This is a genomic window from Streptomyces sp. NPDC088812 (assembly GCF_044750285.1).
In the GTDB taxonomy this organism is placed as follows: Bacteria; Actinomycetota; Actinomycetes; order Streptomycetales; family Streptomycetaceae; genus Streptomyces.
Map to the genome: position 1 here is coordinate 381,751 of NZ_JBIVJP010000004.1, position 26,392 is coordinate 408,142.

The 26,392-nt window shown below is 72.6% G+C and carries 24 protein-coding genes and 1 riboswitch; of the genes, 18 read left to right on the forward strand and 6 right to left on the reverse strand.

The features are described 5' to 3' along the window. Positions 1–121: 121 nt before the first annotated feature. From ACIP67_RS10045 to ACIP67_RS10070, 6 genes are all read left to right on the forward strand, one after another. The gene (locus ACIP67_RS10045) at positions 122–742 is read left to right on the forward strand and encodes a heme-copper oxidase subunit III (protein ID WP_389511639.1); all 621 of its coding nucleotides are present in this window, start codon (positions 122–124) and stop codon (positions 740–742) included. 65 nt (positions 743–807) lie between these two features. After that, complete coding sequence (locus tag ACIP67_RS10050; protein WP_401690179.1) at positions 808–1,620, forward strand: c-type cytochrome; 813 nt, start codon at positions 808–810, stop codon at positions 1,618–1,620. After that, positions 1,617–2,675, forward strand: coding sequence for a Rieske 2Fe-2S domain-containing protein (locus ACIP67_RS10055; protein ID WP_401690182.1), 1,059 nt, complete (start codon positions 1,617–1,619; stop codon positions 2,673–2,675). Before ACIP67_RS10050 ends, ACIP67_RS10055 begins: the two co-directional genes overlap by 4 nt. After that, complete coding sequence (locus ACIP67_RS10060; RefSeq protein ID WP_401690185.1) at positions 2,672–4,294, forward strand: cytochrome bc complex cytochrome b subunit; 1,623 nt, start codon at positions 2,672–2,674, stop codon at positions 4,292–4,294. The genes ACIP67_RS10055 and ACIP67_RS10060 overlap by 4 nt, the downstream gene beginning before the upstream one ends. A 145-nt stretch (positions 4,295–4,439) precedes the next feature. Next, positions 4,440–5,504 carry an anthranilate phosphoribosyltransferase gene (trpD, locus tag ACIP67_RS10065; RefSeq protein WP_401690187.1) on the forward strand — a complete coding sequence of 355 codons (1,065 nt, stop codon included), beginning with the start codon at positions 4,440–4,442 and terminating at the stop codon, positions 5,502–5,504. A 73-nt stretch (positions 5,505–5,577) separates the two neighbouring features. Beyond that, a riboswitch (SAM riboswitch) is annotated at positions 5,578–5,694 on the forward strand. A 183-nt stretch (positions 5,695–5,877) separates the two neighbouring features. Further along, a complete protein-coding gene (locus ACIP67_RS10070; RefSeq protein WP_401690190.1) occupies positions 5,878–7,239 on the forward strand; it encodes an aminotransferase class V-fold PLP-dependent enzyme in 1,362 nt (453 codons plus the stop codon). Positions 7,240–7,372: 133 nt separating this feature from the next. Here ACIP67_RS10070 and ACIP67_RS10075 read toward each other — a convergent pair whose 3' ends face one another. Both ACIP67_RS10075 and ACIP67_RS10080 read right to left on the reverse strand, forming a co-directional pair. Then, a complete protein-coding gene (locus ACIP67_RS10075) occupies positions 7,373–7,654 on the reverse strand; it encodes an Lrp/AsnC family transcriptional regulator (RefSeq protein WP_385072474.1) in 282 nt (93 codons plus the stop codon). Further along, positions 7,651–8,397 (reverse strand): rhomboid family intramembrane serine protease, encoded by a 747-nt coding sequence (locus tag ACIP67_RS10080; protein WP_401690194.1) that lies wholly within the window; start codon positions 8,395–8,397, stop codon positions 7,651–7,653. Before ACIP67_RS10080 ends, ACIP67_RS10075 begins: the two co-directional genes overlap by 4 nt. 172 nt (positions 8,398–8,569) lie before the next feature. Here ACIP67_RS10080 and ACIP67_RS10085 point away from each other — a divergent pair, with 172 nt between their 5' ends. The 5 genes from ACIP67_RS10085 (at position 8,570) to ACIP67_RS10105 (ending at position 13,961) form a co-directional block, all read left to right on the forward strand. After that, entirely contained in the window at positions 8,570–8,809 is a 240-nt protein-coding gene (locus ACIP67_RS10085; protein ID WP_014672226.1) for a hypothetical protein, read from the forward strand. Positions 8,810–8,881: 72 nt separating this feature from the next. Next, a complete protein-coding gene (locus ACIP67_RS10090; RefSeq protein ID WP_401690197.1) occupies positions 8,882–10,225 on the forward strand; it encodes an NYN domain-containing protein in 1,344 nt (447 codons plus the stop codon). A 222-nt stretch (positions 10,226–10,447) separates the two neighbouring features. Further along, entirely contained in the window at positions 10,448–11,482 is a 1,035-nt protein-coding gene (locus tag ACIP67_RS10095) for an NlpC/P60 family protein (RefSeq protein WP_401690200.1), read from the forward strand. 199 nt (positions 11,483–11,681) lie between these two features. After that, positions 11,682–12,698, forward strand: coding sequence for an NlpC/P60 family protein (locus ACIP67_RS10100; RefSeq protein ID WP_401690203.1), 1,017 nt, complete (start codon positions 11,682–11,684; stop codon positions 12,696–12,698). Positions 12,699–12,749: 51 nt separating this feature from the next. Continuing rightward, entirely contained in the window at positions 12,750–13,961 is a 1,212-nt protein-coding gene (locus ACIP67_RS10105) for a hypothetical protein (protein WP_401690206.1), read from the forward strand. 399 nt (positions 13,962–14,360) lie between these two features. On the opposite strand, the gene ACIP67_RS10110 is transcribed toward ACIP67_RS10105, so the two are convergent. Next, positions 14,361–15,608, reverse strand: coding sequence for a glycosyltransferase 87 family protein (locus ACIP67_RS10110; protein WP_401690209.1), 1,248 nt, complete (start codon positions 15,606–15,608; stop codon positions 14,361–14,363). Between the two features lie 133 nt (positions 15,609–15,741). Between ACIP67_RS10110 and ACIP67_RS10115 the strand changes: the two genes are divergently transcribed. Beyond that, a complete protein-coding gene (locus ACIP67_RS10115; protein ID WP_401690212.1) occupies positions 15,742–16,884 on the forward strand; it encodes a glycosyltransferase family 4 protein in 1,143 nt (380 codons plus the stop codon). Positions 16,885–17,340: 456 nt separating this feature from the next. Here the strand turns inward: ACIP67_RS10115 and ACIP67_RS10120 are convergent, their stop codons facing one another. Further along, a complete protein-coding gene (locus tag ACIP67_RS10120; protein ID WP_401690215.1) occupies positions 17,341–19,149 on the reverse strand; it encodes an AMP-dependent synthetase/ligase in 1,809 nt (602 codons plus the stop codon). Positions 19,150–19,459: 310 nt separating this feature from the next. On the opposite strand from ACIP67_RS10120, the gene ACIP67_RS10125 reads away from it, so the two are divergent. The 6 genes from ACIP67_RS10125 to ACIP67_RS10150 all read left to right on the forward strand — a co-directional run bounded on the left by ACIP67_RS10125 (position 19,460) and on the right by ACIP67_RS10150 (position 24,723). Next, on the forward strand, positions 19,460–20,257 hold the full coding sequence (locus ACIP67_RS10125; RefSeq protein WP_401690218.1) for a metallophosphoesterase: 798 nt from the start codon (positions 19,460–19,462) through the stop codon (positions 20,255–20,257). Positions 20,258–20,398: 141 nt separating this feature from the next. Continuing rightward, positions 20,399–20,836 carry an SRPBCC family protein gene (locus tag ACIP67_RS10130; protein WP_401690220.1) on the forward strand — a complete coding sequence of 146 codons (438 nt, stop codon included), beginning with the start codon at positions 20,399–20,401 and terminating at the stop codon, positions 20,834–20,836. A gap of 161 nt (positions 20,837–20,997) precedes the next feature. Then, on the forward strand, positions 20,998–22,161 hold the full coding sequence (locus tag ACIP67_RS10135) for an ArsA family ATPase (protein WP_401690223.1): 1,164 nt from the start codon (positions 20,998–21,000) through the stop codon (positions 22,159–22,161). 57 nt (positions 22,162–22,218) lie between these two features. Next, complete coding sequence (locus ACIP67_RS10140) at positions 22,219–22,725, forward strand: DUF5304 domain-containing protein (protein ID WP_401690226.1); 507 nt, start codon at positions 22,219–22,221, stop codon at positions 22,723–22,725. 112 nt (positions 22,726–22,837) lie between these two features. Beyond that, the gene (locus tag ACIP67_RS10145) at positions 22,838–23,791 is read left to right on the forward strand and encodes an ROK family glucokinase (RefSeq protein ID WP_401690229.1); all 954 of its coding nucleotides are present in this window, start codon (positions 22,838–22,840) and stop codon (positions 23,789–23,791) included. A 179-nt stretch (positions 23,792–23,970) separates the two neighbouring features. Then, positions 23,971–24,723, forward strand: coding sequence for an endonuclease/exonuclease/phosphatase family protein (locus tag ACIP67_RS10150; protein ID WP_401690232.1), 753 nt, complete (start codon positions 23,971–23,973; stop codon positions 24,721–24,723). Between the two features lie 58 nt (positions 24,724–24,781). Here the strand turns inward: ACIP67_RS10150 and ACIP67_RS10155 are convergent, their stop codons facing one another. After that, positions 24,782–25,612: a hypothetical protein gene (locus ACIP67_RS10155; protein ID WP_401690235.1), complete on the reverse strand. Its 831-nt coding sequence runs from the start codon at positions 25,610–25,612 to the stop codon at positions 24,782–24,784. Then, positions 25,605–26,384 (reverse strand): alpha/beta hydrolase, encoded by a 780-nt coding sequence (locus tag ACIP67_RS10160; RefSeq protein WP_401690238.1) that lies wholly within the window; start codon positions 26,382–26,384, stop codon positions 25,605–25,607. The genes ACIP67_RS10155 and ACIP67_RS10160 overlap by 8 nt, the downstream gene beginning before the upstream one ends. Between the last annotated feature and the right edge of the window lie 8 nt (positions 26,385–26,392).

Below are 26,392 nucleotides of genomic sequence, written 5' to 3' on the forward strand. Positions count from 1 at the left end.
TGCGGACACCCCGTCAACACCTGTCGGAACACCGCCACGATGGGCCATACGGGCAGTCCACGGGGTGCGGACACCCCGAACGGCACCCCCGGGAGTGAGGGCGGGATAAGCGACCGACATAATGTCGGTCGTGGCGACAGCAACGACAGTAGAAACCGGGCACGCGCACCCGTCGGTCAACCGGCCGAACCTCACCAGCGTCGGAACCATCATCTGGCTGAGTTCCGAGCTGATGTTCTTCGCGGCCCTCTTCGCGATGTACTTCACCCTGCGATCGGTGACGGGTCCCGAGCACTGGAAGGAAATGGCCGAGGCCCTGAACTTCCCGTTCTCGGCGACGAACACCACGATCCTGGTGCTCTCCTCCCTCACCTGCCAGCTCGGCGTGTTCGCCGCCGAGCGCGGTGACGTCAAGAAGCTCCGGGGCTGGTTCATCGTCACCTTCATCATGGGTGCGATCTTCATCGGCGGTCAGGTGTACGAGTACACCGAGCTGGTCAAGAAGGACGGGCTCTCGCTCTCCTCCGACCCCTACGGCTCGGTCTTCTACCTGACCACCGGCTTCCACGGCCTGCACGTGACGGGCGGCCTCATCGCCTTCCTGCTGGTCCTCGGGCGCACCTACGCGGCCAGGAGGTTCACCCACGAGCAGGCGACCGCCGCGATCGTCGTGTCCTACTACTGGCACTTCGTCGATGTCGTCTGGATCGGCCTCTTCGCCACGATCTACATGATCAAGTAGCCGGGCCCGCTCCCGCACCCATCCCAGAAGCATCGACGCAGAAGATCCTGACACCGGGGTAATCCGTGAAAAAGCTCTCCGCACGACGACGCCATCCGATGGCGGCGCTCGTCGTCCTACTCCTCGCGCTGGCATGCACCGGGGGGCTGTACGCCGCGTTCGCACCCGCGAGCAAGGCGCAGGCAGACGAAACCGCCCAGTCCCTCGCCATCGACGAGGGCAAGAAGCTCTACGCCGTCGGCTGCGCCAGCTGCCACGGCACCGGCGGTCAGGGCACCTCCGACGGTCCCAGCCTCGTGGGCGTGGGCGCCGCGGCCGTCGACTTCCAGGTCGGCACCGGCCGCATGCCGGCCTCGACGTCCCAGATGGCTCAGATCCCGTCCAAGAAGGTCGTCTACACGCAGGCCGAGATCGACCAGCTCGCCGCGTACATCGCCTCGCTCGGCGCCGGCCCGTCCGTCCCCACCGAGGCCGAGTACGGCGAGGAGGGAGCGGACATCGCCAAGGGCGGTGAGCTGTTCCGCACCAACTGCGCGCAGTGCCACAACTTCACCGGCAAGGGCGGTGCCCTGACCAAGGGCAAGTACGCGCCGTCGCTCGAGGGCGTGGACCCGAAGCACATCTACGAGGCCATGCAGACCGGCCCGCAGAACATGCCCTCCTTCCCCGACACCACGCTGTCGGAGCAGAACAAGAAGGACATCATCGCGTACCTGAACGCGGTCAACGGTGATGAGACGGAGAGCCCCGGCGGTCTCGAGCTGGGCGGCCTCGGGCCGGTCAGCGAGGGTCTGTTCGGCTGGATCTTCGGTCTCGGCGGACTCATCGCCGTCGCCGTGTGGGTCGCCGCCCGGACCGCAAAGGCCAAGAAGTCATGAGTAGCCAAGACATTCCAGAAGAGAACCTGCCCGCTGAGCAGGGCCGCGCGCACGGTGCGGTGGACGTGGCGGACGAGAAGCACCCGTTCGCCGACCCGGGGCTGCCGCCCCACGAGCACCGGATCCAGGACGTCGACGAGCGGGCCGCCAAGCGGTCCGAGCGCACGGTCGCGTTCCTGTTCACGCTGTCGATGCTGGCCACCGTCGGCTTCATCGCCTCGTACGTGGCGATCCCGCACGACCAGTCGGTCTACATCTTCCCGCTCGGGCACATCAACGCGCAGAACTTCGCGCTCGGCCTGACGCTGGGTGCCGCCCTGTTCTGCATCGGCGCCGGCGCGGTCCACTGGGCCCGCACCCTGATGTCCGACGTGGAGGTCGCCGACGAGCGGCACGCGATCGAGGCGTCGCCCGAGGTCAAGGCCAAGGTCATGGCCGACTTCCGGGACGGCGCTCAGGAGTCCGCGCTGGGTCGCCGCAAGCTGATCCGCAACACGATGTTCGGTGCGCTGGCCCTGTTCCCGCTCTCCGGCGTCGTGCTGCTGCGCGACCTCGGCCCGCTGCCCGAGGACAAGCTGCGCCACACGCTGTGGTCCAAGGGCAAGCTGCTCGTCAACATGAACACCAACGAGCCGCTGCGTCCCTCGGACGTCGCGGTCGGCTCCCTCACCTTCGCCAAGCCGGAGGGCCTGGAGGAGACCGACCACGACTTCCAGAACGAGATCGCCAAGGCCGCCCTGATGATCGTCCGGATCGAGCCGGACGACATCAAGGACAAGCAGGAACTCGAGTGGTCGCACGAGGGCATCGTGGCGTACTCGAAGATCTGCACCCACGTCGGTTGCCCGATCTCGCTCTACGAGCAGCAGACGCACCACGTGCTGTGCCCCTGCCACCAGTCCACCTTCGACCTGTCCGACGGTGCCCGAGTGATCTTCGGCCCGGCCGGCCACGCCCTGCCGCAGCTGCGCATCGGCGTGAACGACGAGGGGTACCTCGAGGCGCTCAGCGACTTCGAAGAGCCCGTCGGTCCTGCCTTCTGGGAGCGCGGATGAGTAACAACGACGACCGCCGCAAGGCACCCGCGGGCGAGCGGGTCGCCGACTGGGCGGACGGCCGGCTGGGGATCTACTCCCTGGCCAAGGCCAACATGCGCAAGATCTTCCCGGACCACTGGTCCTTCATGCTCGGTGAGATCTGCCTCTACAGCTTCATCATCATCATCCTCACGGGTGTGTACCTGACGCTGTTCTTCCACCCGTCGATGAACGAGGTGGAGTACCACGGCAGCTACGTCCCGCTCCAGGGCCAGCTGATGTCGGAGGCGTTCAGCTCGACGCTGGAGATCTCCTTCGACGTCCGCGGCGGTCTGCTGATCCGGCAGATCCACCACTGGGCGGCGATCATCTTCCTCGCCGGCATGTTCGTGCACATGATGCGCGTGTTCTTCACGGGCGCGTTCCGCAAGCCGCGTGAGATCAACTGGCTGTTCGGCTTCCTGCTGTTCGTCCTCGGCATGTTCACCGGTTTCACCGGCTACTCGCTCCCGGACGACCTGCTCTCCGGCACCGGTGTCCGCTTCACCCAGGGCGCGATCCTGTCCGTGCCGATCGTCGGCACGTACATCTCGATGTTCCTGTTCGGCGGGGAGTTCCCGGGCGGCGACTTCGTCGCGCGGTTCTACTCGATCCACATCCTGCTGCTGCCGGGCATCATGCTCGGTCTGGTGGTCGGCCACCTGATCCTGGTCTTCTACCACAAGCACACGCAGTTCGCGGGTCCCGGCCGGACCAACAAGAACGTCGTCGGCATGCCGCTGCTGCCGGTCTACATGGCCAAGGCCGGAGGCTTCTTCTTCCTGGTCTTCGGTCTGATCGCGGCCCTCGCCGGCATCGCGTCCGTCAACCCGATCTGGGCCCTGGGCCCGTACCGTCCGGACCAGGTGTCCACCGGCGCCCAGCCCGACTGGTACATGGGCTTCGCCGAGGGTCTGGTCCGCGCCATGCCGGGCTGGGAGATCAACTTCTGGGGTCACACGCTGGTCCTCGGCGTGTTCATCCCGCTGGTGCTCTTCGGTCTGTTCCTCGGTGTGATCGCCCTCTACCCGTTCATCGAGTCCTGGGTCACCGGCGACAAGCGCGAGCACCACATCCTGGACCGCCCGCGCAACGCCCCGACCCGTACGGCCTTCGGTGTCGCCTGGGTCACCGGCTACATGATCATGCTGATCGGCGGTGGCAACGACATCGTCGCCACCCACTTCCACCTGTCGATCAACGCGGTCACCTGGTTCGTCCGGATCGGCTTCTTCGTCGGCCCGGTCCTCGCCTTCGTCGTCACCAAGCGGATCTGCCTCGGCCTCCAGCGCCGCGACAAGGACAAGGTGCTGCACGGTCGCGAGACCGGCACCATCAAGCGCCTGCCGCACGGTGAGTTCATCGAGGTGCACGAGCCGCTCAGCCAGGAGCAGCTCTACACGCTCACCGCGCACGAGCAGTACGCGCCGGCCGAGATCGGCCCGACGGTCGACGAGAACGGCGTCGAGCGCAAGGTGAAGCGCACCGAGAAGGCCCGCGCCAAGCTGAGCAAGGCGTACTACGGCGAGGAGAGCCAGATCGCCAAGCCGACCGTCGAGGAGTACAGGGAGATCACGAGCGGCCACGGCCACCACTGATCACTGCGTCGCCACGCAACCGCTGAAGGGCCCCGTCCGGTGTTCGGACGGGGCTCTTCGCCGTTCCCCGTGGCTGGATAGGGTGGGACCCGTTGAGACGCGTGTCCCGCCGGAGCGGGACCACCATGACACCCAGGAGCGGCTTATGAGCGCTGTGACCCCCGCTGGAGGCGACACCGCGGCGGGCCGTTCCTGGCCCGTCCTGCTGAACGGTCTGCTGGACGGCCGGGACCTCTCCTCGGAGGAGACCGCCTGGGCCATGGACCTGATCATGCGCGGTGAGGCGACCGACGCCCAGATCGCCGCCTTCGTGGTGGCGCTGCGGGCCAAGGGCGAGACCGTGGCGGAGATCAACGGTCTCGTACGGACCATGTACGAGCACGCCAACCTGATCGAGGTGCCCGGCGCCACCGTCGACATCGTCGGCACCGGCGGCGACGGCGCGAAGACGGTGAACATCTCCACCATGGCGTCGATCGTCGTCGCCGGCACCGGCGCGAAGGTCGTCAAGCACGGCAACCGGGCGGCCTCCTCCGCGTCCGGGGCGTCGGACGTCCTGGAGCAGCTGGGCGTCAATCTGGACCTGACGCCGCAGCGGGTGGCCGAGGTGGCCGAGGAGGCCGGGATCACCTTCTGCTTCGCGGTCAAGTTCCACCCGGCGCTGCGCCACGCGGGCGCCGCCCGCAAGCAGCTGGGCGTCCGTACGGTGTTCAACGCCCTCGGACCGCTCACCAACCCCGCCCGGGTGCGCGCCCAGGCGGTCGGGGTCGCCGACCCGCGCATGGCGCCGATCGTCGCCGGCGTCTTCGCCGAGCGCGGCCACTCGTCGCTGGTGTTCCGGGGCGACGACGGCTTCGACGAACTGACCACCACGTCCACCTCCCGGGTGTGGATCGTCCGCGACGGCAAGGTGACCGAGGAGACCTTCGACCCGCGGCACGTCGGCATCGAGCTGGTTTCCGTCGAGGCGCTGCGGGGCGCCGACCCCTCGTACAACGCGCGGGTCGCGCGCCGGCTGCTGGAGGGCGAGCGGGGGCCGGTGCGGGACGCCGTCCTGCTGAACGCCGCGGCGGCGCTGATGGCGCTGGAGCCGACGGACGCACCGCTGGCCGAGCAGATCCGCGCCGGCATGGAGAAGGCGGCGCGGTCCGTCGACTCCGGTGCGGCCGCGCGGGTGCTGGAGCGCTGGGTGGCGGCCAGCAACGCCTGACGGCCTGGGAAGCGGTCCCGCGATCCGGACAGGAGTTGCGGGACCGCGATCATTTACCGTACTTTCCTCCCCAGGTCATGAGTGACAGTCATGAGGCCCCGGCCGACTGTCCGGCAACCCTCCGTCCGTGGCGGGGTGCCCCGGGTGAAGACCAGGTCGTGGGCAGCAAGGCCCACGGCAAGCGCGGACCCCTCGCACGCTTTTGGTTCAGCGGCGGGGCAGGGGTCCTGGTCGTCGAGGAGCCTCCCGTGAGCAAGCGAATGCGATAGGGCCGCAGAGCCCCGCCTCCGCACACCCCTTTTTCCTCTTCCCTCCGTGCCGTCGACGCGCTGTCCGGCACGGCGGTTTCACGCGTCCTCACGGGAGTTCCGCCATGTCTGTCTCCACCGCTGCCTCCGCCCAGTCCGTTTGTGCCCCGCTGCCCGTTCTGGGCCGGGATGTCACCGTGCCGCTCGTCACCGGCGGGGAAGTCACCTACGCCGCGCTCGACTACGCGGCCAGCGCCCCCGCCCTCCAGCGCGTCTGGGACGACGTGGCGGCCTACGCCCCGTACTACGGCAGCGTCCACCGCGGCGCCGGCTACCTCTCCCAGCTGTCCACGGACCTCTTCGAGAACGCCCGCCGGACGGTCGCGGAGTTCCTCGACTGCCGCGACGACGACCAGCTGGTCTTCACCCGCTCCACCACGGACTCCCTGAACCTGCTCGCCGCCGCCCTCCCCGCCGACTGCCAGGTCTTCGTCTTCGAGACCGAGCACCATGCCTCGCTGCTGCCCTGGAAGGACGCCCGGGTCACCTACCTGGACGCCCCGCGCACCCCGGGCCAGGCCGTCGAGACCCTGGAGCGCGCGCTCGCCGACCGCGATCCGTACGGCCCGGCCCTGGTCTGCGTGACCGGCGCCTCGAACGTCACCGGCGAGCTGTGGCCGGTGCGCGAGCTGGCCGCCGCCGCCCACGCCCACGGCGCCCGGATCGTCCTGGACGCGGCCCAGCTGGCCCCCCACCACCCGGTGTCCGTGCGCGACCTCGACGTCGACTGGGTCGCCTTCTCCGGGCACAAGCTGTACGCCCCGTTCGGCTCCGGCGTCCTGGCCGGGCGCGCCGACTGGCTGCGCGCGGCCGAGCCGTACCTGGCCGGCGGCGGCGCCAGCCGCAAGGTCACCCGGCGCGAGGACGGGGGAGTGGACGTGGAGTGGCACGACAGCGCCGCCCGGCACGAGGCGGGCTCCCCGAACGTCATCGGCGCCTACTCCATCGCCTCCGCCTGCAAGGCCCTGACGGAGGCGGGCTTCGACACGCTGGTCGCCCGGGAGCAGTACCTCGTCGAGAAGGTGCGAGCGGGGCTGGCCGAGGTGCCCGAGGTGCGCGTCCTGTCCCTCTTCGGCGACGACGCCCCCCGCGTCGGCGTGATCTCCTTCGTCGTCGAGGGCTGGAACAGCTCCCACTTCGCCGCCGCCCTCTCCGCCGAGTACGGCATCGGCGTCCGCGACGGCCTCTTCTGCGCCCACCCCCTCGTCCGCACCCTCCTCGGCAGTGACCCGCGCAGCCAGGGCGAGTGCGGCGCCCCCGAGGCCGCGCCGGGCGAGAAGTCCCTCAACGCGATCCGGGTGAGCTTCGGCGCGGGGACGCCGGACGAGCACGTGGAGCGTTTCGTGACCGCGGTGAAGGAACTGGTCGCGAGCGGCGCCAAGTGGCAGTACCGCACGGAGGACGGCCGCTGCGTCCCGGCGGTGTGATGCGGCCGACGCCAGGGGCAGCGCCGTGGGGGCGCGGGGCCGTGTCGGCATGCGGCTCCGCCGCGTGGGCGCGACCAGCCACCGCCGCCCGGCAGTCGCACACGCTCCCGCGCCCCCCCCAGGCGCTCCTGCGCTAAGAGTCCAGCCCGATGGCGAACGCAGCCTCGAGATCATGCTGCGAGTACGTGCGGAAGGCGACGTGCGTGTCCGTCGCCTCGACGCCGGGGATCTTGCTGATCCGCCCGGGGATCACCTCGGCGAGCTCCTCGTGCTGCCGCACCCGCACCATGGCGATCAGGTCGTACGTCCCGGTGACGGAGAAGACCTCGCTCACGGACTCCAGCGAGGCGATCGACTCGGCGATCTCGGGGATCCGGTCCACGCTGGTCTTGATCAGGACGATCGCGGTGATCACGGCTGGTTCTCTCCCTCGGGGGCCGGGGCTCGGGCGGCTTTCACTCTAGTCGTCCCGTTGCGCCCGGCCCACGCGCAGCCGAAGCCCAGGCCGAAGCCCAGCAGGTGGGCCAGGTAGGCCACGCCCGGCCCCGGGCCCGCCCGCCCCGCCGCCAGCCACTGGAGGGCCGCCCAGAAGGGCAGCACCACCCACGCCGGGAAGCGCAGCGGCAGGAAGAGCAGGAACGGCAGGAGACTGGTGACGCGCGCCCGGGGGAAGAGGTGGAGGAACGCGCCGAGCACCGCGGAGATGGCCCCCGAGGCGCCGACCAGGGACTGCCCGGAACCGGCGTGGGCGGCGGCGTAGCCGAGCAGGGCCAGGTAGCCGCAGCCGAGGTAGAAGAGGGCGAAACGGAGCCGGCCCATCCGGTGCTCGGTCATCGTCCCGAAGACGTAGAGGAAGAGCATGTTGCCCAGCAGATGCACCCAGCTGCCGTGGACGAAGAGGGCCGTGGCGGGGGTGAGGGCGGCGCGCGCGGACCCCTCGAACAGGTCGGCCGGGATCACCCCCCAGCGGCGGAAGTAGCCGCGCCGGACGGCCGGCAGCTCCTCCGCGGTGCCGTACCCCGCGTCGAGGCCCGAGGCGGGGCCGATCAGGAAGATCACACAGCACAGGGCGATCAGTCCGTACGTCACCGGCGCCGCCGGCCGCCGGACCGCTCTGCCCACGCTCCGGCTGACGGCGCCGCTCCAGTCCCTGATCATGAGTACAGAGCATGACGTAACGGGACGTACGGCCATGGACCGCCTCGCCGCCGTGGGCGGATGGGCGGCGAGTACCCGCCAGGCCGTAGGGTTACGAGCCACACGGAGCGGGGAGCCCTTGGGCGCGCCCCGGCGCCGGAAGCCCGACACTAGAAGGAAGCGGACGGTCACGATGACGGTTCCCCTGCCGACCGCCACGACGCGGTGGCGCTGCACGCTCTGCGGCAACCTCACCCGGTTCGACGTGACGCGCTCGTCGAAGGTCGTGGAGTACGTCCACCTCGATCTCGCCGGCGAGCCCACGGTCGAGGAGCGCGAGGTGGTCAGTGAGACCATCGAGTCGGTGCGGTGCCGTTGGTGCAACGCCGTGGACCAGGTGGAACTCGTGGACAGGCCGGGCGCCGGCTCCTGACGACGGGGGTCCTCCCGCTCGCGCGAAGGCGGGAGTGGGGGAGGGCCCGGCTCAGAAATTGGGGTGTGACGGATGGTGGAGAGCGCAGGCGGGGGGCCGGGCGACGGCGCCGCTGAGGTGCTCGACCGTCCGCTGCCCGACGGTGTGCGCCGCCGGGTCGTCCAGATCGTCTCGGACGGCTTCGGAGGGCTGACCGTCGCCGAACTGCCCGCCCAGTTGCGGCAGTACGCCCGGTTCGCCCCCAATCGGCGGGCGAAGTTCGCGGGCAACGCGATGGCGGCCGCGCTGGAGACGGACACGCTGTTCCGGCAGCGCATCGCCGAGAAGTTCAGAGAGGCCCAGCCGGAACTGGCCGGTGCCCTCGACTCCGGCTCGCCGCCCCCGGCCGCGGACCCGCTCGACGTGGCGGCCGCGGCCTACGTGCTGCGGCCCGTCGACTGGGTGAAGCTGGTGACCGCGGCCGGCGAGGAGGCGCAGCGGGCGGACGCCGAGCGCGCGGGCGACGAGAGCCGCGCGGAGCTGGAGCGACTGCGCGAGCAGCTCTCCCAGGCCCGCGCGCAGACCCGCGCCGAGACCGAACGGCTGCGGGCCGAGCTGGAGACGGCGAAGAAGGAAGCCGAATCGCTTCACCGCAAGCTGCGTTCGGCGCTCAGTGACGTCAAGCGCGGCGAGGCCGCGCTGCGCAAGGTGCAGGGCGAGATAGAAGCGGTCCGTACCGAGGGGCAGGCGCAGGTGTCCGCCGCCGAGAGCGAGACGCGGCGGCTGAAGGCGCGGCTCGGGGAGGTGGAGACCGCCCTGGAGGCCACCCGCAGGGCGGCGCGCGAGGGGCGCAGCGTCGAGGACATGCGGGTGCGGCTGTTGCTGGACACCGTGCTGGACGCGGCCCAGGGGCTGCGCCGGGAGCTGGCGCTGCCGCCCGTGTCGGTCCGGCCGGCGGAGACCGTCGACGCCGTCGAACCCGGCCGGATGACCCCGAAGGACATCGCGGCCCGGGCCCTGTCGGAGAACGACCCCGCGATCCTGGACCAGTTGCTCGCCCTCCCGCAGGCGCACCTCGTGGTCGACGGTTACAACGTCACCAAAACGGGTTATCCGCAGATGCCACTGGAGAAGCAGCGGCTGCGGCTGCTCGGGCAGCTCTCGCAGCTCGCCGCGCAGACCGGCGCCGAGGTCACCTGCGTCTTCGACGGGGCCGAACTGGCCGCGCCGGTGCTGCTGGCGCCGCCGCGCGGGGTGCGGGTGCTGTTCTCCAAGCCGGGCGTCACCGCCGACGAGCTGATCCGCCAGCTGGTGCGGGCCGAACCGCCCGGCCGTCCGGTCATCGTCGCCTCGACCGACCGCGAGGTGGCCGACGGGGTGGCCCGGGTGGGGGCGCGGCCTGTCGCATCTGCGGTACTCCTCAAGCGGCTGACCTGATAGCGACCGCATGGTCAACGTACAGGTTTAATGCCCGAATTGGCGGAATTATCACGCAACGTAGCGTCAATCGAGCGTTACCACACGTGAGTTGCCCGTAAAGAATGCGTTGCGTCACCGACTTTTTTGGTGCGAGGATTTGAACTGATCACAGGATGGTCACTAGGGTCTGCCATCGAACCTCCGCACGAGTGATCACTCACAAGAAGGAGCTCGTCCTCCGTGGCGTCCCACCGTCGACCCAAGCAGCCGAGCCGCGCACGTGTGACCGTGCTGACCACCGCGGCCGCCGCGGCTGTCGTCCTGAGCTCCCAGGCCGCCAACGCAGCCCCGAGCGAGAAGCTCACGAAGGACGAGGTCAAGACCAAGGTCGACAAGCTGTACGAGGAGGCCGAGAAGGCCACCGAGAAGTACAACGGCGCCAAGGAGAAGCAGGAGACCCTCCAGAAGGAGATCTCCACCATCCAGGACGACGTCGCCAGCGGCCAGGAAGAGCTCAACGAGCTGCGCGACAGCATCGGCCTCGCGGCCGCCGCCCAGTACCGCACCGGCAGCATCGACTCCTCCCTCCAGCTCTTCCTCTCCTCCGACCCGGACGACTACCTGGACAAGGCGTCCACCGCCGACCAGCTCAGCGCCCAGCAGGTCGAGGCGCTGAAGAAGATCCAGGAGAAGCAGCGCGAGCTGGCCCAGGACCGCGCGGAGGCGTCCGACAAACTCAAGGACCTCGCCTCCACCCGGACCGAGCTGGGCAAGAAGAAGAAGGAAGTCCAGGCCAAGCTGGCCGAGGCGCAGAAGCTCCTCAACACGCTGACGGCCGAGGAGAAGGCCGAACTGGCCGCCGCCGACGCCCGCGCCAGCCGCTCGTCGAGCGAGCGCGTCGACCTCGGCAGCACCGCGTCCGCCTCCAGCCGGGCCCTCGCCGCCTTCCAGGCCGCCCAGAGCAAGATCGGCTCGCCGTACGTCTACGGCGCCACCGGCCCCTCGTCCTTCGACTGCTCGGGCCTGACCTCCTGGGCCTACGCCCAGGCCGGCGTCTCCATCCCGCGCACCTCGCAGGCCCAGGCCAACGCGGGCACGCGCATCTACTCCCAGTCCGACCTCAAGGTCGGCGACCTGGTCATCTTCTACAGCGACCAGCACCACGTCGGTTTCTACGCGGGCAACGGCCAGGTGCTGCACGCCCCGCGCACCGGCACCGTGGTGCGCTACGAGTCGATCGACAACATGCCGTTCCAGTTCGGCGTCCGGATCTGACCACCCTCAAGATCACGACACCGCACCGCCCGAACGGGCGAATCGCCACCACGTGAACTGACCCCGCGCCCCGCCCATGACCTGCGTCAGAGGCGGGGCGTCACGGTGTGTGGCCGCGCGGGTCTTTGGCCGGGCCCCCACCACCGGACTACTGTCTGCCGCGTTTCCTCGTCCGTCAGTGGAAGGAGCGCGGCTTCCCGTGGGGTCCCATCGCCGCCTTGCACCGTCCGGGTTCGACCGGGGTGCCCTGTGCGTCCTGTCCGCCACGACCGCCCTCCTCGGCGCCGTGTCCGCCGCCGTACCGGCCCAGGCCGCACCGCTCGACGACACCCGCGCCGAGGTCGACCGCCTCTACCGGCAGGCCGAGAAGGCCACCGAGGCGTACAACGAGGCCGGCGAGCGGGCCGCGGCGCTGCGCCGGCAGGTCGGCGACTCCCAGGACCGGATCGCCCGCCAGCAGGAGCGCGTCAACGACCTGCGTGAGCGGCTCGGCTCGCTGGCCGGCGCGCAGTACCGCTCCGGCGGCCTCGACCCGTCCCTCGCGCTGCTGTTCTCCGACGACCCCGAGGACTACCTCGACCGGGCCTCCGTCCTCGACCGGATCACCACCCACCAGGCCGGTGAGCTGTCGGACCTCCAGGACGCCCTGCGCGACCTGGCTCAGGAACGCGCCGAGGCGTCCCGGCAACTGGGCGAGCTGGAGAAGAGCCGCAAGGCCGTCGCCCGGCACAAGCGGACCGTCGAGGGGAAGCTCGCCAGGGCCCGGCAACTGCTCAACTCCCTGCCGTCCGCGGCGCGCGCCGCCTACGACCGGGCCTCCCGTTCCGGCCGCGCCGGCCTGTCCGGCCCCGGGGGCGCCGCCCCGGCCTCGGGCCGTGCGGCCGCCGCCCTGGCCGCCGCCCGCTCCGCGCTCGGCAGGCCGTACGTCTGGGGCGCCAACGGCCCCTCCGGCTTCGACTGTTCGGGCCTGGTGCAGTGGTCGTACGCGCAGGCCGGCGTCTCCCTGCCGCGCACCTCGCAGGCGCAGGCCTACGCCGGACGGCGGGTCCCGCTCTCCCAGGCCCGGCCCGGCGACATCGTCACCTATCGCTCCGACGCCGGCCACGTCGGCATGTACGCCGGCAACGGCCAGGTCATCCACGCCCCCTATCCGGGCGCGCCGGTGCGCTACGACCCGGTCGGGATGATGCCCGTGTCGGCGGTGACACGGCCCTGACGGGCTCCTCGGCGGGTTCCGTCCCGGGCGGGTCGCCGTACGATCAGGAGAATGGCTGGTCGAAGACGGGCGCGCGGATCCCGGGACGTGGGGCTGTGGCGGGCACTGCTGTCCCCGGTGCTGCTGCTGGTGCTGCTCGTGGGGTGCGGGGGACGGCCCGCGACGGACGGCGTCCGGGCCGACGTGCAGCGGGTGCTCGACCGGCGGGCCGCCGCCCTGCTGGCCCACGACGCGGACGCCTACGCCGCCACCGGCCGGAGCACCGGATACGCCCGGCTGCGGGCCGTGCCGCTGGCCGGCTGGTCCTACCGGGTGACCGCCGTGCACCGCAGCGGCGACACCGCCACCGCCGACGCCGAGCTCAGCTACCGCCTCACCGGTCACGACAGGGCCCCGGTCACCGCCGACCGCAGCGTGCGCCTCGCCCGTGACGCGGACGGACGCTGGACCGTCACCTCCGAGCGGCCCGCCGGGAAGGCGGGCGAACAACTGTGGGACCAGGGCACGGTGACCGTCGTCCGCGGCGCGCACAGCCTGGTGCTGGGCGTCGGGCAGTCCGCCGCCCGGCTGCGGGACTTCGCCGGCCTGGCCGACCGGGCGGTCCCCGCCGTCTCGGAGGCCTGGGGCACGGACTGGGCGCGCGGCGTTGTCCTGCTCGTCCCCGGGTCGCTGGACGGCATGGCGGCGCTGCTCGGCTCGCCCGCCTCCTCCTACCGGGGGATCGCCGCGGTCACCACGGCCGAGACGGGCGGCGCGAGCCCGGCACCCGCGGACCGGGTCGTCGTCAACCCGGACGCGTACGGCTCGCTGGGCCCGCTCGGGCAGCAGGTCGTGCTCACCCACGAGACCACCCATGTCGCCACCCGCGCCCACACCGACGCCGCCACCCCGCTGTGGCTCTCCGAGGGCTACGCCGACTGGGTCGGCTACCGCGGCACCGGACGCACCCCGCGGCAGGTCGCCCCCGAACTCGTCGGCGCCCTCGCCGCGGGGGAGTCACCCGAGGACCTGCCCGCCGACGACGACTTCGGCTTCGCCGGGGACGCGGACCGGCTGGCGCGGGCCTACGAGGGCGGCTGGCTGGCCTGCCGCCTGATCGCCGACCGGTGGGGCGAGGAGCGGCTGGAGGCGTTCTACCGGGCCGTCGGGGCGCACGGGAAGCGGGACGGGGCGGTCGAGGGCGCGCTGGAGAGCGTGCTGGGGACGACGACGGAGGACTTCACCGCCGCGTGGCGGCAGTACCTGCACGACGAACTGGGCTGAACCGGCGGGCCCGCCGCCCGCCGCGCCGCCTCGGCGCACCGGTGGCCGGGCGGGCCGGGCGGGGTCGGCAGGGGCGTCCGGCCAGGCCGGGTGGGCCGGCGGGGGTGTGGGCGTGTGGCCGGGCCGTGGGTCGGCGGCAGCGAGTGACCGGGCGGGTCGGCAGGGGCGTACGGCCGGGTGGGTCGGTGGGACGGTGTCGGTGGCGGCTTCCGGGCGGCCTGTCGTGCCGGCGGCGGCGCACAGGCGGCCGCGCCGGCCGCCGCGGCGGCGGACGAGCGGGCCGGCCGGGTCGGTCGCGGCGCGGGTGTGTGACCGGGCGGCGCCACCCGGGCGGGCGGTGCGGCGCCACCCGGGCGGGCCGGGCGGCGGCACTCAGGCGGACCGCAGCCGGGCGGGTCGTCAGGAGGACACGGGAGCGCCGTCGGTGCGGGAGACGGGGCCGGTGGGGGCGGGGAGGGGGGCCGGGGTCTCGGGGCGGGGCACGGTGGAGCGCCACAGCCGTACGGCGGCGGTGACCGCGGCCGCCACCAGGAGGCCGTTGCGCAGGAACAGCAGGGTGACGCCGAGGGTGTCGCTCGCGACGACGTGCGCGAACCAGAGGGGGAACTCCAGGACCGTCACCGGCGTCGCGGCCAGCACCAGCGCGGCCGGCAGCCCCATGCGGGTGCCCCGGAAGCACAGGCAGACGGCCGCCAGACCGACCAGCCACACCATGTACTGGGGGCTGATCACCCGGCTGGTGACGGTGAACAGCAGAACGGCGGTGAAGGCGGCGTCCGCGAGCGTGTGCGGCGCGAACCGCCGGGCCCGCAGCCGCCACACCAGCAGCCAGCCGAAGGCCAGCGCGGCGAGCCCCAGGGCCGCGTCGCTCACCGTGTCCACCCACGGGCCGAGGAACTCCACCGAGCCGTAGTGGAGCAGCACCTGGCCCTGCCAGCCCGTCTGCCGGGCCAGGTGGAAGACGAGCGCGCCCAGCGACTCCACCTCGGTGCCCCGGTCCCGCTGGAACGTCAGGAAGGCGAAGGCGCCCGGCATCACCGCCGCGAACAGACCGGCCAGGGCCGCCGCGGTCACCGCCGCCGCGGCCCACGCCCGGCGCCGCACCGCACCGACGAGCAGCAGCGCCGGCCACACCTTCAGCAGCGCGCCGAAGCCGGCCAGCGCGCCCATCGCCCGCGGGTGGCGGGCCCCGGCGACCAGCGCGGCCACCGCGACCGCGGTCACCATCACGTCGTAGCGGGAGTAGACCGTCGGGCCGAGCAGCGGCAGGCCCACCACCCACAGCCACACCCCACGCGGCGACCGGCCGGGACGCAGGCCCGTGTGCAGCAGCAGCGTGAGGACGGCCAGGTCGGCGAGGAAGGCCAGGACGAAGAAGGCCGACGCGTAGTCCAGGAACGGCAGCAGGGCGGGCGACAGGATCGCCAGGGCGGCGGCCGGCGGGTACTGCCAGGTGACATCGCCCTGCGGGAACGTTCCGCCGCTCAGGACGTCGTACCAGCCCCGGTAGATGACGGACACGTCGCTGGTGACGTCGGGGCCGGGGAAGACGACCGCCTTGAACACCCAGAGCAGCAGGACGAACCGGGTCACGCCCCAGACGGCCAGCAACCCGGTCGGGTTCGTCGGGGGGCGCCTGCCGTCCATGAACTCCACTTCCGTCCCTGTTCGTCCTCATGGTCAGGTTATGTCGGCGACATGATCTCCCGCCCGGCTGTGTACAGGCCGTGAAACCCGGCCGGGCGCAGCTGTGAACACGGGTTGGATAAGGTCGGCGGCGATGCACAAGACCCTGATCGTGACGAACGACTTCCCGCCCCGCCCCGGCGGTATCCAGGCGTTCCTGCACAACATGGCGCTGCGCCTCGACCCCGAGCGGCTCGTCGTCTACGCCTCCACCTGGAAGCGCGGCCGGGAGGGGGCCGAGGCGACGGCGGCCTTCGACGCCGAGCAGCCCTTCACCGTCGTCCGTGACCGTACGACGATGCTGCTGCCCACGCCGGGGGCGACCCGGCGGGCGGTCGGGCTGCTGCGCGAACACGGGTGCACGGCGGTGTGGTTCGGAGCGGCGGCGCCCCTCGGGCTGATGGCGCCCGCACTGCGCGGGGCCGGCGCCGAACGGCTGGTGGCCACCACGCACGGGCACGAGGCCGGGTGGGCGCAACTGCCCGCCTCCCGGCAGCTGCTGGGCCGGATCGGCGAGTCCACCGACACGATCACCTACCTCGGCGAGTACACGCGGGCGCGGATCGCGACCGCGCTGAGCGCCGGGGCGGCCGGGCGGATGGTGCACCTGCCGCCCGGCGTGGACGAGAAGACCTTCCACCCGGACTCCGGCGGGGACGAGGTGCGCTCCCGGCTCGGCCTCACCGACCGGCCGGTGGTGGTGTGCGTCTCGCGGCTGGTGCCGCGCAAGGGCCAGGACACGCTGATCCGGGCCATGCCCCACGTCCTGGCCGCCGAGCCGGACGCCGTCCTGCTGATCGTCGGCGGCGGGCCGTACGAGAAGGACCTGCGCCGGCTGGCGCACGAGACGGGCGTGGCCGGCTCCGTGCGGTTCACCGGGGCCGTGCCCTGGTCGGAGCTGCCCGCGCACTACGGCGCCGGTGACGTCTTCGCCATGCCGTGCCGTACCCGCCGGGGCGGGCTCGACGTCGAGGGCCTCGGGATCGTCTACCTGGAGGCCTCCGCGACCGGGCTGCCCGTCGTGGCCGGCGACTCCGGCGGCGCCCCCGACGCCGTACTGGACGGCGAGACCGGCTGGGTGGTGCGGGGCGGCTCACCGCAGGAGGCCGCCGAGCGGATCGTCGTCCTCCTCGGCGACGCCGAGCTGCGCCGCCGGATGGGGGAGCGGGGGCGGCAGTGGGTGGAGGAGCGCTGGCGCTGGGACCTGCTGGCGCAGAGGCTCGAGGAACTGCTGTAGGGCCCGTCGGGGCGCGGCCCGTCGGGGCGCGGGGAACCGCGCGACTGCGTCCGGCGGGCGGGGGACACCCGGTAACCGGTGGCGGAAGGCGCCCGCACCCGGTGGGCTTCCGCACCCGGTGGGCTTCCGCACCCGGTGGGCTTCCGCACCCGGTGGGCTTCCGGCTCCGGTGTGCTTCCGCACCCGGTGGGCTTCCGGCTCCGGTGGGCTTCCGGCTCCGGGCGCCCGGTGGGCTTCCAGCGCCCGGCGGGCTTCCGGCTTCCGGCTTCCGGCGCCCGGTGGGCCGTGCGTTCGGCCTGTCCGCGGGCCCTTCGGCGTCAACGCGACGGACTCCACGTCCTCCCCGCGCACCCGTACGACGCCCGGCCCCGCCGCCACGGCCGACCGGAACGGACGAGGGCGCGGGCCCCGCCCCGGGGCCCGCGCCACCCGCTCCTGACGATCCGTCAGATCCCGTCAGACCCCTTGCTGCTTGGCGTAGATGGCCTCGATCTCGGCCGCGTAGTCCTTCGCCACGACGTTGCGCTTGAGCTTGAGCGACGGGGTGAGGTGCCCCGAGTCCTCGGTGAACTGGGAGGAGAGGACGCGGAACTTGCGCACCGACTCCGCCTTCGACACCGCGGCGTTGCCGTCGTCGACCGCCGCCTGGACCGCCGCGAGCAGATCGGGGTCCTCGCGCAGCGACGCCGCGGTGGAACCGGCCGGCTTGCCGTGGTCGGAGGCCCAACGGCCCAGGAACTCCTCGTCGATGGTGACCAGCGCGCCCACGAACGGCCGCCCGTCGCCCACCACCATGCACTCCGCGACCAGGGCGTGCGACCGGATGCGGTCCTCGATCACGGCCGGGGCGACGTTCTTGCCGCCCGCGGTGACGATGATCTCCTTCTTGCGGCCGGTGATGCTCAGGTAGCCGTCCTCGTCGAGGGTGCCGATGTCACCGGTGTGGAACCAGCCGTCGGCCAGCGCCTCGGCGGTCGCGCCGGGGTTGTTCCAGTACTCCTTGAACAGGTGCTCGCCGTGCAGCAGCACCTCGCCGTCGTCGGCGATGCGCACGACCGAGCCCGGCAGCGGCTGGCCGACCGTGCCGATCTTCTGCCGGTCCCACGGGTTGAAGGCGGTCGCCGCGCAGGACTCCGTCAGGCCGTAGCCCTCCAGGACGGTGAAGCCGATGCCGCGGAAGAAGTGGCCCAGGCGCTCGCCCAGCGGGGCGCCGCCGGAGATCGCGTACTCGCCGCGGCCGCCGAGGACCGCGCGCAGCTTGCTGTAGACGAGCACGTCGAACACCTTGTGCTTGATCCTCAGCCCGATGGAGGGACCCGACGCGGTGTCCCGCGCGCGGCTGTACGCGATCGCGGTGTCCGCCGCCTTGTCGAAGATCGCGCCCTTGCCGTCGGCCTGCGCCTTGGCGCGCGCCCCGTTGTAGACCTTCTCGAAGACGCGCGGCACGCCGAGGATCAGCGTCGGCCGGAAGGACGCCAGTTCGTCGGTGAGGTTCTTGATGTCCGGGACCGTGCCCAGCTTGATCGGCGCCATCATCGGGGCGATCTGCACCAGCCGGCCGAAGACGTGCGCGAGGGGCAGGAAGAGCAGCACGCTGCACTCCCCGGTGCGGAACAGCGGACGCAGCCGCTCCACCACGTTGCCGCACTCCGCGAAGAAGCTGCGGTGGGTGAGGACACAGCCCTTGGGCCGGCCGGTCGTGCCGGAGGTGTAGACGATGGTGGCCGGGTCGTCGGCCTTGGCGAGCGAGCTGCGCTCCTCGACCGCCTCGTCGGAGACGCCCTGGCCGAGCCGCCCGAGCTCCGCCACGCCCCCGCCCTCGATCTGCCAGACGTGTTTCAGGGCGGGCAGGGCGCCGCGCACCGACTCGACGGCCGCGGCGTGGGTGTCCAGCTCGACGAGGCAGGCGGTGGCGCCCGAGTCGGAGAGGATCCACCGCACCTGCTCCGGCGAGCTGGTCTCGTACACCGGCACGGTGACGGCGCCCGCGCACCAGATCGCGAAGTCCAGCAGCGTCCACTCGTACCGGGTGCGCGACATCAGGCCGACGCGGTCACCCGGCTGCACACCGGAGGCGATGAGGCCCTTGGCGGCGGCGTGCACCTCGGCCAGGAAGGCGGTGGCGGTCACGTCCTGCCAGGCACCGCCCGCCTTGCGCGCGATGACGGCGACGTCAGGGTGCTGCGCGGCGTTTCTGCGGACGATGTCGGTCAGGTTGCCGTCCGCAGGGACCTCGTACAGGGCCGGAAGGCTGAACTCGCGCAAGACTGCTGCTCCTCTTAGGGCGCCGGCGCCACGACGGTGTGCGATGCGACGGTGCGGTCCAAGGCTCGGGCGAGTGCTCGGGGTCGCCAAGGGCTGCGGGCCACTGGTTGAATTCCTGAGCACGACTGGACTGCCCGGACGTTACCCGCCGGTATGGCTTCTTCGACAGGGGGTCCCGGCGAGATGTTCGCTGCGTCACACAGATTGCTTTTTCTCGCGCACAGTAGTTCATCCACTTGCTGACTGGCCAGTAACCGCAGGTCCGGCTGCCACTGTTCACGTTTGCCCCACACGCCTACCCTTGATCGCCATGGCATCCACACCCTCCGGAAACCACAGGACGCGTGTTCATGTGGTCAGCGACGTCCACGGCAACGCGCGCGACCTGGCCCGGGCGGGCGACGGCGCGGACGCCCTGATCTGCCTCGGGGACCTCGTCCTCTTCCTCGACTACGCCGACCACTCGCGCGGCATCTTCCCCGACCTCTTCGGCGTGGAGAATGCCGACCGGATCGTCGCGCTGCGCACGGCCCGCCGCTTCGAGGAGGCCCGGGAACTGGGGGCGCGGCTGTGGGCTGGGGTCGGCGACGACCGGGCGGCGGTCGTCGAACGGGCGGTGCGGGGACAGTACGCCGAGATGTTCGCGGCGTTCCCGACCCCGACGTACGCCACCTACGGCAACGTCGACATGCCGCCGCTGTGGGCGGAGTACGCCGGTCCGGGGACGACCGTGCTGGACGGGGAGCGGGTGGAGATCGGGGGGCGGGTCTTCGGCTTCGTGGGCGGCGGCCTGCGCACGCCGATGCGCACGCCGTACGAGATCGACGACGAGGAGTACGCGGCGAAGATCGAGGCCGTGGGGGAGGTGGACGTGCTCTGCACGCACATCCCGCCCGAGGTGCCGGAACTCGTCTACGACACCGTCGCGCGCCGCTTCGAACGGGGCAGCCGGGCGCTGCTGGACGCGATCCGCCGCACCCGCCCCCGGTACTCGCTCTTCGGCCATGTCCACCAGCCGCTGGTGCGGCGGATGCGCATCGGGGCGACCGAATGCGTGAACGTGGGGCACTTCGCGGGGACCGGGAAGCCCTGGGCGCTGGAGTGGTGAGGGCCGGTGCCCCGCGGGCGCGCGCCACGGGGTGAAGGCGGCCGGTCGGGTGCGCGGTAGCCTTCACGCTGCACACACGTGCGCACGCCGGCGCACGGGTGACCTCTCCCTACCGGCCCGCATCTGTGAGGAGCCACGGCGATGGCGGAACACACCAGCTCGAGCATCACGATCGATGCGGCACCGGCCGAGGTCATGGCGGTCATCGCCGACTTCGCCCGCTACCCGGACTGGACCGGCGAGGTGAAGGAGGCGGAGGTCCTCGGCACCGACAGCGCCGGCCGCGCCGAGCAGGTACGGCTGGTCATGGACGCGGGCGCGATCAAGGACGACCAGACGCTGGCGTACACCTGGAGCGGTGCGCACGAGGTGTCCTGGACGCTGGTGAAATCCCAGATGCTGCGGTCGCTGGACGGCTCGTACCTCCTCGCGCCGGCGGGCGGCGGCACCGAGGTCACCTACCGGCTGACGGTGGACGTCAAGATCCCCATGCTCGGCATGATCAAGCGCAAGGCCGAGAAGGTCATCATCGACCGCGCGCTGGCGGGACTGAAGAAGCGGGTGGAGTCGGGCCGGTAACACGGCTCCCGGCGCGGACGCGAGCGTCGCCGGGCCTGCCGCTCCTGCGCCGGCTGGGGGCCTGCCAGGGGCCGCCGCCCCCGCGCCGGTGTCGCACAGGTGCAGCCGGCGCCCACCGGTGAGCGGGGCCGCCACCTCGGTGTCCGTTACCGTTCACCCTCATGCGCACCCTCCTGATCACCGGCCCCGGCGGCAGTGGCCGTACGACCGTTGCCGCGGCCACCGCACTCGGGGCGGCCGGTGCCGGCGTCAAGACGCTCGTGCTCAGCGCCGACCGTGCCGACACCCTCGGGGCCGCGCTCGGCGTGCCGACCGGGGCCGCCCCGGCACGGGTCACGCCCGCCCTCACCGCCTGGCGCCCCGACGCCGCCGCCGGCTTCCGCGACGACCTCGCCGGCTTCCAGGACCGCGCCTCCACCGTCCTCGACCTGCTCGGCGCCTCCCGGCTGGACCCGGAGGAGGTCACCCCGCTGCCCGGCGCGGAGGAGCTGACCCTGCTGCGCGCGCTGCGGGACGCCGCCCTCTCCGAGTCCCACGACCTCCTCGTCGTCGACCTGCCGCCCACCCCGCAGGCCCTCGCCCTCCTCGCCCTCCCCGAGGAACTCCGCCGCTACCTGCGCCGCCTCCTCCCTCCCGAACGGCAGGCCGCCCGCGCCCTGCGCCCCGTCCTCGGACGCCTCGCCGGCGTCCCCATGCCCGCCGAGTGGCTGTACGAGACGACCGCCCGCTGGGACCTGGAGCTGGCCGCCGTGCAGGCCGTCCTCGCCGACCGGCGGACCGCCGTACGCCTCGTCGCCGAGCCGGGACCGGCCGGTGACGACGCCGTGCGCGACGCGCGCCTCGGTCTCGCGCTGCGCGCCCTGCCCGTCGAGTCCCTCGTCGCCAACCGCGTCCTGCCGGAGACGGCCGACGGCGGCGGCCCCCTCGCCGGGCTCGTGGCCCAGCAGCGGAAGTTCCTGGGGGAGTGGGACGACGCCCGGACCGTCGCCCACCTCGGCCGCGACCCCCGCGGCGGCGACGACCTCGCCGCGCTCTGCGTCCCCGGCGCCGACCCGGAGCCCTCCCCGGTCGAGTGGCCGGTGTCCGACCGGCTGGCCGACGACGGTGTGCTCGTGTGGCACATCCCCCTGCCCGGCGTCATACGCGACGACCTCGACCTCGTCCGGCGCGGCGACGAACTCGTCGTCACCGCCGGTCCGTTCCGCCGGATCGTCGCCCTGCCCTCCGCCCTGCGCCGCTGTACCGTCGACGGAGCCGGCCTGCGCGAGGGCGAACTGCGCGTCCGGTTCGCACCGGATCCCGCGCTGTGGCCGCGGACCCGGTGAACGCCGTACCGCCGTTCGGGTACCGTCGGAGAGACGAACCGTAGTCAGGAGTCCGTCATGAGCGAAGAGCTCCCCCCGCCCGACGCCGGTCAGCACGAGGCCGCCGTCGAGGAGCCGCGCGCCACCGACGACGACGCCTGGGCCACCGCCTGCGCCGAGGACCTCGCGGCGGAGAAGGCCCGCCGCCAGGACCGCAACGGCCCGCCTCCCGGCTCCGCCGCCGAGGAACTGCGCAAGTTCGTCGACACCGTCGCCGACAAGCTCGCCGGCCTCCAGTCCTCCCCCCTGCTCGGCGCGGTCGCCGGACCCGCCGCCCAGCAGGTGGTGCGCCAGGTCGTCCAGCAGGCCAAGGCCGCCGTCGAACCCGTCGTGGAGCGCAACCCGGACGTCTTCGACCACCTCGCCAAGGCCGGCGGCGAACTGCTCGCCGCCTACCGCTCCGCCGTCCAGCACCAGGAGACGCGCTGGACCGCCCGCGCCCACGACCCGGCCCAGGACCCGCGCGGGCGTCCCGAGGGCGACGAGGGCACCGGCGGCCCCGGGCAGCGCATCGACCTGGACTGACCCACCCCCCTCGCCGTCGCCCGGCGCGTCCGCCGGGCGGACGGCCGGACCTCGACGGCAGGGCCTCGGGTACGGTTGGCCGTAGCGGGGCTCGACCGAAACTGAGGGATTCATGGGACTCACCATCGGCGTCGACATCGGCGGCACGAAGATCGCGGCCGGCGTGGTCGACGAGGAAGGCAACATCCTCTCGACCTTCAAGGTGCCCACCCCCACCACGCCCGAGGCCATCGTGGACGCCATCGCCTCGGCGGTGGAGGGGGCGCGCGCCGGGCACGACATCGTCGGCGTGGGCATCGGCGCCGCCGGATACGTCAACCGGCAGCGCTCGACGGTCTACTTCGCGCCGAACATCGACTGGCGCAACGAGCCGCTCAAGGAGAAGGTCGAGGCCCGCGTGGGCCTCCCGGTCGTCGTGGAGAACGACGCCAACGCCGCGGCCTGGGGCGAGTACAAGTTCGGCGCCGGCAAGGGCCACCGCAACGTCATCTGCATCACGCTCGGCACCGGTCTCGGCGGCGGCATCATCATCGGCAACAAGCTGCGCCGCGGACACTTCGGCGTGGCCGCCGAGTTCGGCCACATCCGCATGGTGCCGGACGGCCTGCTGTGCGGCTGCGGCTCGCAGGGCTGCTGGGAGCAGTACGCCTCCGGCCGCGCCCTCGTGCGGTACGCCAAGCAGCGTGCCAACGCCACCCCCGAGCGCGCCGAGGTGCTCCTGGGCCTCGGCGACGGCACCCCCGACGGCATCGAGGGCAAGCACATCTCCATGGCCGCCCGCCAGGGCGACCCGGTCGCGGTCGACTCCTACCGCGAGCTCGCCCGCTGGGCCGGCGCCGGCCTCGCCGACCTCGCCTCCCTCTTCGACCCGTCCGCCTTCATCGTCGGCGGCGGCCTCTCCGACGAGGGCGACCTGGTGCTCGACCCGATCCGCACGTCCTACAAGCGCTGGCTGGTCGGGGGCAACTGGCGCCCGGTCGCCGACGTGATCGCCGCCCAGCTCGGCAACAAGGCGGGCCTGGTGGGCGCGGCCGACCTGGCCCGCGAGCCCGACCCGATCATGTGACGGACACCGCCCGAGGCACCGGCGGCCCCGCACCCCGTGAGGGGTGCGGGGCCGCCCGCTTTCGCGGCTTCGTCTTCGTGGCTTCGTCTTCGCGGCTCCGCCTTCGTGGCTTCGTCTTCGAGGGTCCGCCCATGACGGACCGCCGCCCTCCCCGCCCGCTCACGACCTATCGTGACGGTATGGTGACGCCTCCGCTCGACAGCTCCCGCACCGAAGCCGACGGCTCCGCCGTCCTCCGCGTCCTCAGCTACAACATCCGCTCGATGCGCGACGACACCGCCGCCCTCGCCCGCGTGATCGCCGCCTGCGCCCCCGACCTGGTCCTCGTCCAGGAAGCCCCCCGCTTCTTCCGCTGGCGCAAGAAGCTCGCCCGGCTGGCGGCCGCCTCCGGGCAGGTGGTCCTCACCGGCGGTGGCACGGCCGCCGGACCGGCCGTCCTGTGCTCACTGCGGGCGACCGTCGAGCGCACCGAGGACGTGCTCCTGCCCCTCACCCCCGGACAGCACCGGCGCGGTCTCGCCACCGCGGTCGTCCGCTTCGGGGGCGCCCGGCTGGGTGTCCTCGGCTGTCATCTCGGTCTGCACCGGGGCGAGCGGTACGACCAGGCCGGGATGGTGCTCGACCGGCTCGCCGGGATGGGCGTGGAACACGCCGTCGTGGGCGGCGACCTCAACGAGGGGCCGGGCGGCCGCGCCTTCGCCCGCCTCACCGCCGGCCTCCAGGACTGCCGGGCCGCGGCTCCCTGGGGCGGCGACCTCACCTTCCCGTCCACCGGCCCCGACCGCCGCATCGACGCGATCCTCGTGACCAAGGGGGTGGAGGTACTGGGCTGCGGAGTCCCCGTCGGACACCCCGGGGTCACGGACGCCGACCTGAGGGCGGCCACGGACCACCTCCCGGTGCTGGCCGCCCTCAGAGTGCCGAGCGCCTAGTGTCCTGAGCCGGCGACAGGGCTCAGGTGTGTCGTCCCGGGACGACGGGCGGTCGGGGTCAGACCACCGCTCCGCTTCCCGGATCGCCGTCGTCCTCGTCGTCCGTCCGCATCCGTGCCACCAGCGTGGCGAAGCCGCCGAGGAAGCCGCCGATGCCGACCGTCGCCAGCCACCAGGTCATCTCCCAGCCGAGCAGCACCGACAGCAGGAGCAGGAGAGGACCGCCGACCACCCCGAGCCAGGCGAATCGGGCGGTCGTGTCGGCGGCGGGCAGCGGCGGCGGCTCGGGAGGGACGAAGTGACCCTCGTCGTCCTCGTCGAAGTCGGCCTCGGACGGCTTGCCGGGCGTGTAGTCGCGCGGGCCGACGCCGGGCGCGAAGGAGACCGAACCGCCCAGCGGCTTCACGGGCTCGTCCCCGTCCCCGGCCTTGTCCCCGGAACTGGAACCGGAACCGGGCTCGGAACCGGAACCGGAACCGGAACCGGGCTCGGAACCGGAACCGGGCTCGGAACCGATGCCGGAACCGGCGCTGGAGTCGGCGCCCGGACCGGAGCCGGAAGCCGGGCCGTCGGCGGTGCCGGTGCCGGTGCCGGTGCCGGGGCCGGTGCCGACGGCGGCGGGACCGGAGCCGTCGGCGTTCGGCTCCGCCTCCAGCAGTGCCAGGTCCTCGACCGACTTGAACGGCTTGGCGCCCGGCGGATCCGCGGGCTCCTCGCCGTACCCCGCGACGATCGCCGCCCACGCGGCCTCCTCGTCGAAGGGCACGCTCTGCTCCTCCGGCTCCCGGCCGCGGCCGCCCGCGCGATCGTCGCGGTGCCCGCGGCCTTCGCGGTCCTCGCGCCTCTCGCGGTCCCCGCGGTCCTCGCGGTCGGAGTCGTGCTCAGCCACCTGCCGTCGTCCCTTCCTTGCCGACACCGGGTGCGAGCCGGCCGATGAACGCGAGGCTCTCCTCGAAGATCCGGTCCGCGTCGTGGTCCAACGTCGCCACGTGGTAGCTCTGTTCCAGCAGCACCTCGGTCACGTCCGTCGACGACACCCGGCTCAGGATCCGGGCCGGGTCGGCGGCCGGCACGACATGGTCGCGCGCGCTGCGCAGGAGCAGCAGCGGCTGGGTGACCTGCGGCAGTTCCCCGTCGACCAGCCGCAGGAAGACCCGCAGGGAGTGCGCCGCGTGCAGCGGCACCCGGTCGTAGCCGATCTCCTCGACGCTCTCCTTCGCGATGTCGCTCGTGATCCCCTTCACCGTCCGCACCAGGTGGCGGGCGACGGGGAGGGCGTACGCGGACAGGCCGTGCACCTTGTTCGCCGGGTTGACGAGGACGACCCCGCCGACGCCGTCGCCGTGCTGCGCGGCGAGCCGCAGGGCCAGGGCGCCGCCCATCGACAGGCCGGCCACGAACACCCGGGCGCAGCGGTCGCGCAGGACGCGCAGTTCGCGGTCCAGCTCCGCGTACCAGTCGGGCCAGCCGGTGACCGCCATGTCCTCCCAGCGGGTGCCGTGCCCCGGCAGCAGGGGCAGGGCGACGGTCAGACCGTGCCCGGCGAGGTGCCGCGCCCAGGGGCGCAGCGACTGCGGGGAACCGGTGAAGCCGTGACAGAGGAGGACTCCGACCTCTCCGCCTTCATGGCGGTACGGCTCGGCTCCAGCAAGGACCGGCACCTTCGGTC

What these genes read in the sequence shown, in the direction of transcription:
- ACIP67_RS10045 (WP_389511639.1), top strand. Translation starts at nt 122, where the DNA reads ATGTCGGTCGTGGCGACAGCAACGACAGTAGAAACCGGGCACGCGCAC.
- ACIP67_RS10055 (WP_401690182.1), top strand. Translation starts at nt 1,617, where the DNA reads ATGAGTAGCCAAGACATTCCAGAAGAGAACCTGCCCGCTGAGCAGGGC.
- ACIP67_RS10060 (WP_401690185.1), top strand. Translation starts at nt 2,672, where the DNA reads ATGAGTAACAACGACGACCGCCGCAAGGCACCCGCGGGCGAGCGGGTC.
- trpD (WP_401690187.1), top strand. Translation starts at nt 4,440, where the DNA reads ATGAGCGCTGTGACCCCCGCTGGAGGCGACACCGCGGCGGGCCGTTCC.
- ACIP67_RS10070 (WP_401690190.1), top strand. Translation starts at nt 5,878, where the DNA reads ATGTCTGTCTCCACCGCTGCCTCCGCCCAGTCCGTTTGTGCCCCGCTG.
- ACIP67_RS10080 (WP_401690194.1), bottom strand. Translation starts at nt 8,397, where the DNA reads ATGATCAGGGACTGGAGCGGCGCCGTCAGCCGGAGCGTGGGCAGAGCG.
- ACIP67_RS10085 (WP_014672226.1), top strand. Translation starts at nt 8,570, where the DNA reads ATGACGGTTCCCCTGCCGACCGCCACGACGCGGTGGCGCTGCACGCTC.
- ACIP67_RS10090 (WP_401690197.1), top strand. Translation starts at nt 8,882, where the DNA reads ATGGTGGAGAGCGCAGGCGGGGGGCCGGGCGACGGCGCCGCTGAGGTG.
- ACIP67_RS10105 (WP_401690206.1), top strand. Translation starts at nt 12,750, where the DNA reads ATGGCTGGTCGAAGACGGGCGCGCGGATCCCGGGACGTGGGGCTGTGG.
- ACIP67_RS10110 (WP_401690209.1), bottom strand. Translation starts at nt 15,608, where the DNA reads ATGGACGGCAGGCGCCCCCCGACGAACCCGACCGGGTTGCTGGCCGTC.
- ACIP67_RS10115 (WP_401690212.1), top strand. Translation starts at nt 15,742, where the DNA reads ATGCACAAGACCCTGATCGTGACGAACGACTTCCCGCCCCGCCCCGGC.
- ACIP67_RS10125 (WP_401690218.1), top strand. Translation starts at nt 19,460, where the DNA reads ATGGCATCCACACCCTCCGGAAACCACAGGACGCGTGTTCATGTGGTC.
- ACIP67_RS10130 (WP_401690220.1), top strand. Translation starts at nt 20,399, where the DNA reads ATGGCGGAACACACCAGCTCGAGCATCACGATCGATGCGGCACCGGCC.
- ACIP67_RS10135 (WP_401690223.1), top strand. Translation starts at nt 20,998, where the DNA reads ATGCGCACCCTCCTGATCACCGGCCCCGGCGGCAGTGGCCGTACGACC.
- ACIP67_RS10140 (WP_401690226.1), top strand. Translation starts at nt 22,219, where the DNA reads ATGAGCGAAGAGCTCCCCCCGCCCGACGCCGGTCAGCACGAGGCCGCC.
- ACIP67_RS10145 (WP_401690229.1), top strand. Translation starts at nt 22,838, where the DNA reads ATGGGACTCACCATCGGCGTCGACATCGGCGGCACGAAGATCGCGGCC.
- ACIP67_RS10150 (WP_401690232.1), top strand. Translation starts at nt 23,971, where the DNA reads ATGGTGACGCCTCCGCTCGACAGCTCCCGCACCGAAGCCGACGGCTCC.